The 14,339-nt window shown below is 53.5% G+C and carries 10 protein-coding genes; 6 read left to right on the top strand and 4 right to left on the bottom strand.

Features of this window, described 5'->3' with window-relative positions; genetic code table 11:
• A partial coding sequence (locus tag GFC01_RS05525; protein WP_152945638.1) for a ComEC/Rec2 family competence protein occupies positions 1-1,706 on the bottom strand: 1,706 nt, incomplete at its 3' end.
• A gap of 221 nt (positions 1,707-1,927) precedes the next feature.
• Between GFC01_RS05525 and GFC01_RS05520 the strand changes: the two genes are divergently transcribed.
• Complete coding sequence (locus GFC01_RS05520) at positions 1,928-2,866, top strand: arginase family protein (protein WP_152945637.1); 939 nt, start codon at positions 1,928-1,930, stop codon at positions 2,864-2,866.
• Between the two features lie 406 nt (positions 2,867-3,272).
• Positions 3,273-4,754: a VanW family protein gene (locus GFC01_RS05515; protein ID WP_152945636.1), complete on the top strand. Its 1,482-nt coding sequence runs from the start codon at positions 3,273-3,275 to the stop codon at positions 4,752-4,754.
• A 60-nt stretch (positions 4,755-4,814) separates the two neighbouring features.
• On the opposite strand, the gene GFC01_RS05510 is transcribed toward GFC01_RS05515, so the two are convergent.
• Positions 4,815-6,041 (bottom strand): radical SAM protein, encoded by a 1,227-nt coding sequence (locus tag GFC01_RS05510; protein WP_194174832.1) that lies wholly within the window; start codon positions 6,039-6,041, stop codon positions 4,815-4,817.
• Between the two features lie 210 nt (positions 6,042-6,251).
• Here GFC01_RS05510 and GFC01_RS05505 point away from each other — a divergent pair, with 210 nt between their 5' ends.
• The 4 genes from GFC01_RS05505 (at position 6,252) to GFC01_RS05490 (ending at position 12,360) form a co-directional block, all read left to right on the top strand.
• Entirely contained in the window at positions 6,252-8,063 is a 1,812-nt protein-coding gene (locus tag GFC01_RS05505; RefSeq protein WP_152945634.1) for a sigma-54 interaction domain-containing protein, read from the top strand.
• Between the two features lie 712 nt (positions 8,064-8,775).
• The gene (locus tag GFC01_RS05500; protein WP_194174831.1) at positions 8,776-9,537 is read left to right on the top strand and encodes an alpha/beta hydrolase; all 762 of its coding nucleotides are present in this window, start codon (positions 8,776-8,778) and stop codon (positions 9,535-9,537) included.
• 41 nt (positions 9,538-9,578) lie between these two features.
• Positions 9,579-10,967 (top strand): alanine/glycine:cation symporter family protein, encoded by a 1,389-nt coding sequence (locus GFC01_RS05495; RefSeq protein WP_152945632.1) that lies wholly within the window; start codon positions 9,579-9,581, stop codon positions 10,965-10,967.
• A 118-nt stretch (positions 10,968-11,085) separates the two neighbouring features.
• Entirely contained in the window at positions 11,086-12,360 is a 1,275-nt protein-coding gene (locus GFC01_RS05490) for a serine hydroxymethyltransferase (protein WP_152945631.1), read from the top strand.
• 192 nt (positions 12,361-12,552) lie between these two features.
• Here GFC01_RS05490 and GFC01_RS05485 read toward each other — a convergent pair whose 3' ends face one another.
• Together GFC01_RS05485 and GFC01_RS05480 are read right to left on the bottom strand one after the other, a co-directional pair.
• Entirely contained in the window at positions 12,553-13,911 is a 1,359-nt protein-coding gene (locus GFC01_RS05485) for a PFL family protein (RefSeq protein WP_152945630.1), read from the bottom strand.
• A 96-nt stretch (positions 13,912-14,007) separates the two neighbouring features.
• Positions 14,008-14,301, bottom strand: a complete 294-nt coding sequence (locus GFC01_RS05480; protein WP_152945629.1) for an ACT domain-containing protein — start codon at positions 14,299-14,301, stop codon at positions 14,008-14,010.
• Positions 14,302-14,339: the final 38 nt, after the last annotated feature.

Genomic DNA, 14,339 nt, shown 5'->3' with positions numbered 1-14,339 from the left:
CCCGAGGTGAATTCCCCCGGCCATCCCCCGGCATCCACCAGCATGTTTTTCCCGCCGGGAGTCTGGATCAGGATGCTGTCCCCCTGACCCACATCGATGAAATGAACCACCAGCTGGTTGCCGGCGGGCATTTTGAACAAAAAAAGGGCCAGCACCAGCCCCCCGCCGGCCAAGCCGGCCAGGACGGCCCGGCGGTGGCGGGAAAGCAGACCGGCGATCCCGGACCGCAGCTCCGGGGAAGATAGGGCGATCCATCCCAGCAGGAGCAGGTACCACAGGACCACCAGGGGTGCCGGAGGGGTGGGCACATAAATCACCGCTCCGGGCAGGTTTCTAAAAAAGGAAACCAGGGCCATGAAAAGGTCCAGCAATAAAGAGGTGCTCCCGTTGATAGACGCGGCCAGGGCGGGAAAAAGCAGGCCGCCGGCCGCCGCCGCCGTACCCAGGGCCAGAATGAAGCCCGTGAGGGGTACCGCCGCCAGGTTGGTTAAAAGGGAAACGGGGGAAAGCAAATTGTAATACCAGGCCACCAGGGGGAGGGTGGCCAGCTGGGCGGACAGGGTCACCCACAGGGCGCCCCGCAGCCACGGCCACCCGGCCAGCATCTTTTTCAACCGGCCGTCCAGGACCGGCCCCAGGTGGAGGATACCCCAGGTGGCGGCGAAGGAAAGCTGAAAGCCGATGTCGTAAAGGGAAAGGGGTTTAAACATGAGTATGGCCAGGGCGGCCGCCGCCAAAGTGGTGGGCCAGTCCCGGCTGCGGCCCAGGTGGTGAGCCCAGAGGAGGAGCATGGCCATCAGGGTGGAGCGGGTTACCGCCGGGCCCAGGCCGCACATTACGGCGTAAAGGACCAGTACCCCGCTGGCCGCGGGGGCGGTCAGGGGTGCCGGTATACGTATTATTCTTGAAATGGCCAGCACGCCGCCCAGCACCAGGCCCACATGCAAACCGCTGACGCTTAGAACGTGCACCACCCCGGTTTCACTGTAGAGCCGCCAGGTCTCCCGGTCAATCTGTCCCTGGGTGCCGAAGACAATGCCGTTGACCAGGGCGGCCTTGCCGGCAGGCAGGGTGGACTGGCTTACGGCCAGCAACCTTTCTTTCAACCCCAGAACGGTCCGGATTACAGGGTTGCCGCCCACCCCCGTTTTATGGACGGCTGTGGGCTCCCGGATCATCAGCACTGCCCCCACGCCCCGGCGGGCCAGGTAGGCCCGGTAGTCAAACTGGCCGGGGTTGCCCGCCCCTTCGGGTTGGGTTAATAAGCCGTGCAAACGCAGGCGATCACCGTAAGAATAAACCGGCCCCGCCGCCGGGGCACGCACCAGGATGGGAGCCTGCAGTGCCCGGGTATCCTGCCCCAGGGTAATCCGGTCCATATCCAGCCAGTAATAAACCCGGTCCGGGCGGATATCCGCCTCCCGGGTTACAATTCCTTCCACGGTTACCCAATGGCCGGTGTACCGGTACAGGGCCGGGTTGATGGCGGAAGCGTCCAGGGAGGCCCGGGCAAAACCCAGGGAAAGGAAAAGCAACAGGAGCATCCACCGGTTGAAGGGCCAGTGCAGCAAATACCCGGCCAGGGCGGCGGTAAACAGAACCCCGCCAATGAGAAGGGCCACCCCGGGGGAAAGGGCTGTTTTACCGGCCAGTCCGGTGCCGGTGACAAAGGCGAGGGTAAGAAAAACCAGGGGCCTGTGGATCAAGGAAGACACTCCAGCAGAATTATTTTATCTTTTTTTTCGCCTGTACAGGATTATTTTCCTTTTGGCAAACGAAAAATAGATAGTTGCTTACTACCGGCCAGGGAGGCGTAGCTGACAGAAACCATTGATGCAACTGGGTTCATAAAGCCAGGTGTTTATTTCTGCCGCCGGGAATGTTAAAATTAAAATAAAGTCAAATTTGTTGCAGGGAGGTAATAAATATGGATTTTTCGGGCCATGCTACCATTACCCTGCTCAATTTTGACGACACCCTGACCGTACAGGAGGAACTGTGTCGTTTCCTCCACAGCCAGGTGGATCTGCGGGACCTCAGGGGGACCAGGCTGTTCTGTAACCGGGCGGCTTTGAGGGAGATTGCCCGCCGGATCCGGGGCCGCAAGGGGATCTTCTTCCTGGGGAGCGGTGACTACCACTATGTTTCCTACCTGCTTATGCAGTCTGTGGATTCTCCCTTCACCCTGGTCCTTTTTGATAACCATGCCGATCTTTCGCCTTCTCCTGCCGGCGACCTTCTCTCCTGCAGTTCCTGGGTGGCCCGGGCATTGAGGTTGCCCAACCTTAAAAGGGCACTCATCATCGGCGCCCGGCCGGATAGCTTCAGCGGGGCCGATCCCGGCCTGCTGCGGAAGGTGGTATATGTGAGGGGAGATCTGTGCCGTCCCGACCGGGCAACCCGGCCGGGCATGTCGAGAGATCTTTTCCGGCACGTTCCCCGCTCTATAAACGAGACCCCGCCTGTCACCAGTATCATGCCTGAAGATACCAGTGGTTTACGGCATTTTTTAATCGAGCCCCTGCCCCTTACCTCCAGGGAAACGGGAGAAGTTGCTGGCAGGATTATTGCCCTGATCCCCACCCGGTCTGTCTATATCAGCGTCGATAAAGACGTTCTGCGCCACCAGGACGCTATCACCAACTGGGAGCAGGGCGAGATGCCCCTGGCTGACCTCCTTCTGTTCCTGCAGGCGATCAGCCTGGCAAGGAAGGTGTGCGGCGTGGATGTCTGCGGCGAGGCCGATCTGCACCCCCTGGACCGCCTGCGGCCCGCCGGCAGGGAAGCCATCCGGAAGAACATGCAGGCTAATGTCATGATTATCCGGGCACTGCTCCAGACCCGTACTTTTAAGCAGGCGTCTTAACTGGGGGGGGTATCTCCAGCCGGTCTGTTTGGCGCCATAGGTTGCCCGGGCTAATATTAGCTGGCAATTCCAGCCTGCCCGGGCGGACTTTAATGAGATGGCCATTTCCAACAGCTGGCGGCGCTGCCGTCGCTTATTATTTTGTGAACTATGGATGATAACCGGGGGATTGCTAGTGGCAGCGGGCTTCTGGACCAATATCCGAACCTGTTTACCATTTTGATGGGAGGAAAATATCTGGTGAAATAGAATAAGGACCTGGAACATGTTTTGTAGTCAATGGTACTGACCGGACTTCTGTGGTAACCGGGAGGTGGGCAGGATACCCGGACATGAGTTCCAGAGAAAATGCGGAAAAATGAGGTAACATTGGTGTCGGCAAGATTTAGAGGTGAATCGGTAGCCTATGAAAAAGTTTTTTTATCTATTGCTCCCGGTGCTGGCTGCAGTTCTGCTGTCATTTACTCCCGCCTCTGCCTCTTCAGGTGATACGGTCATATTTGTGGTGGACAGGGACCGCTACAGTGTAAATGGCGCCGTATACCAGATGGATGCCCGTCCATTTGTTGAACAGGACCGTGTTTTTGTGCCCCTGCGTTATCTGGCCCGTGCCCTGGGAGTGGATGACCGGAGCGTTGTCTGGGAGGCCTATAATAATACCGTCAGCCTGTATTCCGCCGGCGCCACATTAACCTTGAGCGTAAACAGCCCCGCTCTCTATGTTGACGGGAAAGAAAATATAATGGATGTTGCGCCCCTGAACAGGGGCAATCGCCTGTATCTTCCGGCCAGGTGGGTGGCCGGGGCCCTGGGATATTCCGTGGCGTGGGAGCCGGGGTATCAGGCGTTGCTTATCGGGCCTGCGGAGCGGTTGAAGGCAGTAAAAGCCATGGATATGGCTGCAGTGAAGCTCAGGCCCTTCCGGCCGCCGGATGGCGGATTGTTTGCCGAAGAGATACTGGCTTCCAGCAGTATCCTTTTCCCCGGCACTAAAGAGGAAGATCCCAATGTCTATAATGCCGGTGTGGCGGCCGGCTACATAAACGGTACAATTCTTGCGCCCGGACAGATATTCTCCTATAACAGGGTGGTGGGGGAGAGGACGGCGGAGAAAGGCTTTATTACAGGCTGGTTGATCGGGGGTGATCTCGATATTGGCGGGGGAGTATGCCGCACGGCCACTTTGCTTTACCAGCTGGCCAGGAAGGCCGGCCTTAAAATACTGGAAAGACACCCCCACTCCCAGCCCGTGCCTTATGCACCTCCGGGTACGGATGCTACAGTAAGTTATGGGTATCTTGATCTCAAGTTTAGAAACTCCACACCTCATCAGTTAATCTTTCATGCCGGACTGGATGAGGATGGAAAGAACAGCCGGCTGTGGGCTGATTTCCGTTTCCTCAGGCCCCTGAAAAGTGTGGAGGTGGCTGTGTTAAAAGAGAGCCCGGGCAGCTGCCTGTGGGAAAAAGTGGCCGGCTTGCGCCTGACTGCCCTGATTAAAGACGGTATCGCCTTTGTTTCTTCCAGCCAGTTAGTCGATTTGCTGGGTATGGATTATGCTCAATGGGAGAAGGAGGGAAAGCTAACCGTTAATCTCCAGTCGAAGGGCCAATCGGTTACTTTTGTAGAGGGGGAAGGGCAGGCAATCGTTAACGGCAGAGAAATGTCCCTTTCCGCCGCCCCTTTCCGCTTGCAGAGCGCTGGTTTGCTTCTCTGGCTGCCGTTACGGGACTGGGCGCACATCACCGGTTCGGAAATCCTGTGGTTGGAGCGACCGCAGCCGCTGGTGTTGTTAAACCTCAGCGGCAATCCGGTGGCCGGCAGGGAGGAATTGCGGGCGGTTCGGCCCGGCACATGCACGGCGGGAAAAGCAGCGGATGCTCTTTAAATCGCTTCCGCCTTTTCAATCTGCCGGCCTGACGTCAGTTGCTCAGGCTCTGGTTCTAACTTAAATGAAGGCCGGCTTTATAGTATCCAGTACCTTCTGCACCCTGGCCGGAGCATCGGCACTATCCCTTTCCAGGGCTTCCAGTGCCGCGTCTACATCACGGGCAAGCTCACCATCCAGATGGCCGGCAATGTGCAGGTAAGATGACAGCCGCCTTTCCAGCTGAATTTTCAACCTTTCAGATAAAGGTTTGGCCAGATAGTCTTTGATCGTTTTTAAGATGAGAGGTTTGTCTTCCGGCAGCCGCCCCTCTACCTCCCATAAAAGGTTGCACATCTGATCGCTGACCAGGTGGGAGGTACAATCCAGATGTTCTACGAAGAGGGCGATTTCGGCCACTGTTTCGTCCTCGGTCAGCGGCTCGAATTCTCCGGCCTGTATCCTGGCGGCCAGGGGGGTGCCCCGGCGGGGGACCAGGGTGCGCAAACGGATGAAATCCGGGTTGATCTCGTTTAAAACCCTGGCCGATTCCAGGGCATGTTTTTCCGACCATTTCCGCCCGCCCAGCCCCGGTATGTAATATTCGCTGACGCTTATCCCGGCTTCCCTGGCTTTTTGGCCGGCGGTGATCTGTTCAGCGGCTGTGGTTCCCTTCTCCATTACCGCCAGCACTTCATCACATCCCGATTCCAGGCCGATGTGCACCCGGGAGAGGCCGGCCTCATGCAGCCGCTGCAAATCCTGAAGGGGCTTGCGGGCTAAGGTTTTCGACCGGGCATAGGAAGTGATGCGTTCAAGGGTAGGGAAGCTCTCTTTCAGATAACGCAATATTTCCATAAGATCGGCAGTCCTGATCTGGACCGCATTGGCATCCTGCAGAAAGACGGTCCTGGCCCCCGAAGAAAGCCAGTGGACTACATTGGCCAGGCTTTCATACCGCCGCTGCACGCTGTCCGGATCATTTCGTGCTGTACTGTAAAGCTCTGGGTGACTGTCCATAAAAGTGGCAATCACTTCCCGCCGGATAAGGCTTTTTAAACCCATTCGCCGGGAAACGGCTTTAATTTCTTCAGCCAGAGTCTTCACCGTGTCAATGTCCCTTTTGATCTCATCCACACTGCGGGTGCTGTACGTTTTATTTTTATATGTGCGACAGAACTGACAGCGGTTCCAGGGACAGTTTCTGGTGACCCGGATTAGCAGGGAGCGATCCCTTCCTTCGCTGGGGGGCCGGATGGGTCCCAGCTCATGCCATCCTTTTCCCGCGGGCAGGCTTTCATTTTGCACCTGGGCACACCTCTTTGTTGAGTGGATTACCAGTCTTAAAACGCATATTTTTGATTCTCCGACAGCCGAAGATGCTAAATGCCTGGTATTATGAGGCAATTTGCTTTTGGCGCACCTCTATTTTAAATCAAATCCGGCTGTACTACAACCGGCATCTTCCATGATGTTTAATCACTGGAGAGAAAAACAAGGGAAACTGACGGGGAGGTGTTGACCATTTCTCGATTAATGAAAATTAAAGACTCGGCGCAGCACGCCGCCATCGCCATCGCTGCCGCCCTGGGTGTGGAGGTGGCGGTCATTGATACGGACTGCATCCTGGTGGCTACCAGCAAAGGTTATGTTGAAGGCAAAGGGGCGCAAATACACCGGCCGTACATCGAAACGGTTCTGAAAGAAAAAGTGATTATCTGTCATAATCCGGGAAACTTCCCCCTTTGCGCCGGATGCCGTTTTGAAGGCAATTGTCCTGAAAAAGCGGAGGTCCTGTGCGCCATTGATATGGATGGAGAAATGATTGGCGTTATTACCATGATTGCTTTTAACAACGAGCAACGAAATAAACTGCTGGAAAATACCGGGCCGCTGCTGGAATTTATTCGAGAAATGGGCGAGTTGTTGATTGGGAAGATCAGGGAGAGGGAAGCCATGGAGCGTATGACCGAAGCTCACCGCCTGATCGAGACCACTTTGGATTCGGTGAACGATGGCATAATTACCTTTGACTGGAAAGGCAAGGTGACCCATGCCAATAAAGTGGCCTGCCGGTTGCTTGGAGTGAAAAGTGCCAGCCTGGTGGGGGCATTTATTGACAATTTACTGCCCGGGAAAAACCTGCTGGAGACCGTCCGGTCGGGCAGGACCATCCAGCGTCAGGAATACATTTCTTCCGGTGCAAATCCGGTGCACTGTTTAATATCGGTGAAGCCGATTTATATGGGTGAGCAGGTAACGGGGGCCGTGCTCAGCCTCAGTGATTTCCGGGACGTAAGGTCCGTGGTTTATGAGTTTGCCGGTATGAAGGGGAATACCACCTTCGATGCCATAATTGGTGCCAGCGAGCAGATTACGGAACTGAAACGCCAGGCCATGCAGATAGCCCGAAGTGATTCCACCATTCTTATTCAGGCGGAAAGCGGCACGGGAAAGGAGCTTTTTGCCCGGGCCATTCATTCCGCCAGCCCGCGGGCCAAGGGTTCCTTTGTGGCCATTAACTGTGCAGCCATACCCGAAACATTGCTGGAAAGTGAATTGTTTGGCTATGAGGAAGGAGCCTTTACCGGGGCCAAAAGGGGTGGCAAACCAGGCAAGTTTGAACTGGCGGACGGAGGTACGCTGTTCCTTGATGAGATTGGGGACATGCCCCTTCATCTTCAGGCCAAGTTACTGCGGGTATTGCAGGAGCGGCAGGTGGAAAGGGTCGGCGGCACCAGAAATGTTTCGATAGATGTGCGCATAATTGCCGCCACCCATCAAGACCTGGAAACCAAGGTACAAACAGGGGAGTTTCGTAGCGACCTGTTTTACCGCTTGAATGTAATTCCCCTGATCATACCTCCGCTCAGGGAAAGAAAAAGTGATATTATGGTGCTGAGCAAATATTTTTTAAAGAAATACAACCAGAAATTGCGGAAAAAAATTCAAGGTTTCACCTATGAGGCGGCAGAAGTACTACAGCAGTATCACTGGCCGGGTAATGTGCGGGAACTGGAGAACGCCATTGAATATGCCGTTAACGTTGAGAACGGCACTCACATCAGTGCCACCAGCCTGCCCAAAAGGGTTCTCGGGTTATCCAGCAAACCGCTGTGTTCATCTACTCCCCTGGCGGAAAGGGTCAAACGGTATGAATTGAACCAGATCATGGATGCTTTGAGACGCTATGGCGCCGGGGTCTCGGGAAAACAAATGGCCGCCCGGGAACTGGGTATTAGTGTTCCCACCCTTTACAGGAAGATAAAAAACCTGAAAGGTTGTGGGGAAGAGTTTATCGAAAGTGATAAATTGTTTTCTCAATCATGATAATTTAATTAAAGGTTGAGCGGACGGGTATTTAGCATTTTTAATAAAGAGAAATTTATCATATCTGATAAACCGGCGTCTCTTGAAAAAGAGCGCCGGTTTTTGTTTGGTGTTGGATTTTAGCGTGACGGTTCCCAGGATTGTAAGTTTTCACTGAAACCGGTGGTTAATACAAAGGCACGGCGTTGTTCAGAGCGAACGACATTGCGAAGCGCCGGTAACAGTACCCAGCGAGCTGTGGTGCTGTCGGCGCGGAGCACCGGAGTGAGCGGGATAACGCCGTGCCTGCACCGGTTTTACTGAATAGTTAGCCATGATTTTTATATAAGTGCTAAACCCCATGGTATACGTAGACCGGGGAGGGTTACCGGTTCTTTTTGTTTTCTTTTTAGATTACCCTTTTGCCTTAAGAATAGGCATAATTTTTGCACGAAGTTTAATTACAATAATTTTAAAACTCAACCATAATAATCATTAGCGGGGTAGGTGGGGCAAAATGTGAAATGAGTTACTTTAACCCATTTTCTGTTTTCCATAGACTCCCATTGTTTTTTCTTAATGCCCCAAAATAATGGAATGTTTCGCTGTTGTCCAGGAAAATAAAATATAACAATGTTTTCTGGTTAGAGACTGGTCATTTTCAGCCGACCGTCTGAGTAGCGGCCAGTAGGCAGGGCTGTTCATGGTTGGCAAACAGGTGGGAGGAAATATAATGGAAAAACCGGTTACGATTCCCTATCAAGGTAAAAAGATGTTTGGTATGATGCATCTTCCCGAGGGGCAGGATACTTTTTCAATGGTTGTAACTATGCATGGATTTGTGGGGGTGAAATCCGCACCTCATCGGATGCTGGTTAAACTGGCCAGAAAATTGGTCGACAGCGGCTATGGTGTACTCCGGTTTGATTTTATTGGGGCCGGGGATAGCGAGGGTGATTATCGTGATATGACTATTTCCGGTGAAATTAATGAAGCTATGGCTGCTGTTGACTGGTTGCGCAACGATTCCGGGCTCAGGATAAAAAAGCTGGGGATTCTCGGTTACAGTATGGGTGGCTGTGTGGCGGCTTGTTGCAGTAACAGAATACAGGATGTAAGTACGGTTGTTTTATGGTCGCCTATATCAAATCCATTTTGGAATTTTGCCTATTTAATCGGAGATGATTTCGTTAATGGTCTGGCAGGAAACGATGTAGTTGTTGAAGGAAATATAATCGGGCCAGGTTTTTTTGCCGAACTGGTTGATATAAATCCTGTAGCTGAAATTGCTCATTATGATCAACCAGTTTTGTTAATCCATGCAGCCAGAGATGAACAGGTTTTGCCTCTCAATGCTTTGGCGTATAAACATGTTTTTAAAAACAACGCCAGTCATGTTTGCTTCATTGATGACGCAACACATTTGTTTGATAAACCTCACCAGGAGGAGGAATTAATATCTAGAACAGTTGAGTGGTTCCAGAAATATCTTTAATGAATTATGAAATATGTAATGCAACTGAAGGAGTGACTGTTATGACATATACTGATATTATAACTAAATTGTCGGGTATCGTATGGGGACCCTATCTAATTGTTTTGCTAATTGGCACCGGCGTTTTATTTACTATCAGAACAGGATTCATCCAGTTTACAAAATTCGGTTTGGTAGCAAGAATGACCATAAAAAATTTTACAAAGAAACAGGATGGTAAGGGTGAAGGGGAAATATCATCAATCCAAGCGCTATTTACGGCCCTGGCCTCTACGGTGGGAATTGGCAGTATAGCCGGTGTGGCTACGGCCATAGCCATTGGTGGGCCGGGGGCCATGCTCTGGATGTGGATTTCGGCACTTGTGGGCATGGCCACAAAATTCAGCGAAATTACCCTGGCAATGAATCACCGTGAAAAGGACGAAGCCGGGATTGTCAGGGGTGGTGCCATGTATATATGGAAAAATGCATTAAAAAAACCATTTATAGGTGCGTTTTTTGCAGCCGGTATTGTTTTCGTTGCCTATGTTAACTGTAATATGGTTCAAGTTAATACTGCCGCCCAGGCATTACAGGAGTACGGGGTGCCCACAATAGTAACAGGTGTTATTCTGGCGGCAATAACGGCCCTGGTTGTTTTTGGCGGGATAAAACGTCTGGGCAAGGTTTCGGAGGTTCTAGTGCTTGTAACCAAAGGGCTTTATATATTATGCGCATTAGCCATATTGATTGTGAATATTCCGGAAATTCCGGCGGCGCTGGCATTAATAGTAAAGAGTGCCTTTGGTGGACAGCAGGCTGTGGGAGGTTTTGCCGGTGCGAGTGTCGCTGCGGCAGTTCGCTATGGGGTGGCCCGCGGTGTCTTTTCCAATGAAGCGGGTTGCGGTACTGCGCCCATTGCCCATGCAGCTGCCAAGGTTAAGCATCCGGTCGAACAGGGGCTTTACGGGATCATGGAGGTGTTTTTAACCACCTTTGTTGTCGGAACCTGCACCGCGCTGGCAATAGTTATTACCGGTGCCTGGCAAAGCGGCAAAGATGGAGCGGTATTAACTGCAACTGCATTCGGACACGTTTTTGGCCCTATAGGCAATATCATCGTGACTCTAAGTGTGGTCCTTTTCGCCTACGCCACCCTTCTCGGTTGGTCCTGGTATGGTGAAACTGCCGCTTCCTACCTGTTCGGCAAAAAGGTTATTATTCCCTATCGGATTTTATGGGTTGCTTTTGTAATTGTGGGTGCCATCAGTAGTTTGAAGGCCCTCTGGCTAACGGCAGACTTTGGACTGGGTCTTATCGTTCTGGCTAATGTTGTCGCCTTGTTATTAATGAACGGTGAAGTGGCCAGGTTAACCAACGAATTCTTTAGTGGTAATTTGGTCGGGATACCCCAGACAAAGGGAAAGGAAGTGAAATTCCAGGAGCACTGATATTTTAAACACTATAGAAGTCCCGGCAATTAACCGGTTGTGTGCTCCACATTTTCTGAACCAAGGTTCATGGTTCCCCAAAATTAGACTTCCTTAGAATATTGCGAGGTGTTTATGCATGTTGGCAGCAATTGATCTGGAGTTGGCCACCGCACTGCGGAATGAATTTATCCGGCAGAATATGACCATTGAGCTCATTGCTTCGGAAAGTTTTGTCCCCCCTGCGATTCTGGAGGTTCAGGGTTCCATCCTGACCAACAAGTATGCGGAAGGTTATCCTGGCCGCCGTTATCACGGAGGCTGCCAGTTTATCGACGAAATCGAGAGTATGGCCATTGAAAGATGCAAGCAGCTTTTTGGTTGCGAGTATGCCAATGTTCAACCCCACTCCGGTGTTAACGCCAACCTGGGTGTTTTTATGGCCATTTTAAAACCGGGAGACACCATTTTGGGAATGGATCTGCAACAGGGAGGTCATCTATCCCACGGTGCCCGGGTTAGCATTTCCGGGCAGGTCTACCGGGCAGTGGCCTATGGTCTCAATCCGGACAGCGAACTGATTGATTACGATCAGGTCAGGGAACTGGCAAAAAAACATCACCCGAAGCTAATCATAGCCGGGGCCAGCGCCTATTCCCGTTTCATCGACTATAAACGGTTCCGGGAGATTGCCGACGAAGTTGGCGCTTACCTTATGGTGGATATGGCGCACGTGGCCGGTCTGGTGGCGGCCGGGGTACATCCAAGCCCCGTTCCCTACGCCCATTTTGTCACCACAACCACCACCAAAACCATGCGTGGCGCCCGGGGCGGGGTCATTATGGCGTTGAAAGAGTTTGGCCCCAGGATTGACCGGGCCGTATTTCCGGGAATTCAGGGAGGGGCGATTTTGCAAAACGTAGCGGCCAAAGCCCTTACGTTCAAGCTGGCCATGACCGAGGAGTTCAGGAATCTGCAAAGACAGGTGGCGGCCAATGCGAAAGCCATGGCGTCCTTCTTACAAAATAGCGGTTATCGCATTGTTTCCGGTGGAACCGATAATCATTTGATGCTTGTGGACCTGCGTTCCAAAGGTATTACCGGTAAGGAGGCCGAGGAATGCCTGGATACCATCGGCATTACAGTGAATAAAAACATGATTCCCTTTGATCCGGCCGTGCCCGACATAACCAGCGGTATCCGCATCGGCACCACGGCCATGACATCCCGGGGATTGAAAGAAACGGAAATGAAAGAAATTGCTCAAATAATTGTGGAACGGCTGGAGCACCGTGACGATCCGCTGGTCGCCGGGAAACTGAAAGAGCGCGTGAAATCCATATGTCGACGCTTCCCCCTTTATCTGGAACGGGAAGAGGCGCAATTGCTTCCTTTCCCGGCAGTGGAAAGCTAAATACGGGCAACCCGCCTTCTCCGTACGCAGAGATCCGGGATTCATCCGGCCGGTTACCTTGAGAACAGGGACAAGTCGAATACCGTTTACAGCAGGCCCAGGTTCAACGATCCTCTTCCGGTAAAGGGCGGACGCATCATATGCGTCCGCCCTTTTGGCCGCAAGGGGCAGCGGCTCCGGGACAAATACCGGTCAGTTGCTCAGGCTCTGAATGGGGGACGGAATACGTCCTCCCCGGCGCACAAATTTTTCGGCAGAGAAGGGGTGGACCGCCATCACCGGCGCTTCGCCCAGCAGGCCGCCGAAGGTGACGTGATCACCGACCTTTTTCCCCGGCGCCGGGATGATCCTGACGGCGGTGGTTTTCTGGTTAATTACTCCGATGGCCGCTTCGTCGGCAATAATGGCGGCAATGGTTTCCGCACTGGTATCCCCCGGTACGGCAATCATATCCAGGCCCACGGAACAAACGCAGGTCATGGCTTCCAGCTTGTCCAGGGTAAGGGCTCCCTCGTCCACCGCCCGGATCATACCGGCATCCTCACTGACCGGAATAAAGGCGCCGGACAGGCCGCCCACATAGGAGGAGGCCATGGACCCTCCTTTTTTCACCGCATCGTTCAGCAGGGCCAGGGCGGCGGTGGTGCCGTGGGTACCGCAGCGTTCCAGCCCCATGGCTTCCAGGATTTCCGCCACGCTGTCCCCCACGGCCGGAGTGGGGGCCAGGGAAAGATCCACAATGCCGAAGGACACGCCCAGCCTTTCGGCCGCCAGGCGGCCCACCAGTTCCCCCATGCGGGTTATTTTAAAAGCCGTCTTCTTCACCGTTTCCGCCAGTGTACCGAAGTCCACGTTTCCGGCCCGGGCAAGGGCGTTGCGGACCACCCCGGGGCCGGATACTCCCACATTAATGGTGCATTCGGGCTCGCCAATCCCGTGGAAGGCGCCGGCCATAAAGGGGTTGTCCTCGGGCACGTTGCTGAAGACCACCAGTTTGGCGCAGCCCAGACCGCCCTGGTGTGCCGTGCGGTTGGCCGTTTCCTTGATCACCCGGCCCATCAGGTAAACGGCATCCATGTTAATCCCCGCTTTTGTGGTGGCCACGTTGACCGAGGCGCAAACCCTTTCCGTGCCGGCCAGGGCTGCGGGGATGGAGGTGATCAGCACCCGGTCCCCCGGGGTAAATCCCTTGTGCACCAGGGCGGAAAAGCCGCCGATAAAGTTGACCCCCACGGCCGCTGCGGCCGCGTCCAGCGTCCGGGCGTATTCCACATAGTCCTCCTGATGGCTGCATTCGGCCACCAGGGAAATGGGCGTTACGGAGATGCGCTTGTGCACAATGGGAATGCCGTATTCCCGGCTGATTCCCTCTCCCACGGCCACCAGGTTGCCGGCCAGGCGGGTAATCTTTTCATAAATTTTACGCTGCGCCCTTTTGGGGTCGGGGTCGGCACAATCCCGCAGACTTATGCCCATGGTGATGGTCCGGATATCCAGGTTTTCTTCCTGGACCATTTTGATGGTTTCCATGATCTCGGCCATGGTGAGCATGATGACTGTTCTCCTTTTTTATCACCCACAGGGGTTTCAGATTACGCCTGCAGCAACATAAAAATGCAGGGATATGCGGATAAAACCATGTTCTGGTCAGATTCTATGCATGAACCGGAAGGCATCTTCATGCATGGCATCAATACGTACGCCCAGTTCCGCACCCCTTGCCGCCAGCAGTTCTTTCAGGGTGCCCAGGCTTACCCTGCTCATTTCCATATCGGCAATCATAATCATCACCAGAAACTCCTGTAAAATGGTCTGGCTGATGTCCAGGATATTGATGTTGTTGTCGGCCAGCACCTGGGCCACACCGGCGATGATGCCCACCCGGTCCGGCCCCAGGACAGTAACGATAATACGGTTTTTCTTTGCTTCCCCGGCAGTCATGGCGGCTTTTCTTCCCTTCTTTGAATTTAATACCCGTC

It is taken from the genome of Desulfofundulus thermobenzoicus (genome assembly GCF_009428905.1).
GTDB classification, from domain to species: Bacteria; Bacillota; Desulfotomaculia; order Desulfotomaculales; family Desulfovirgulaceae; genus Desulfofundulus_A; species Desulfofundulus_A thermobenzoicus.
Note: the sequence above shows the minus strand (reverse complement) of the source record. Positions and strands in the feature narration are given on the sequence as shown.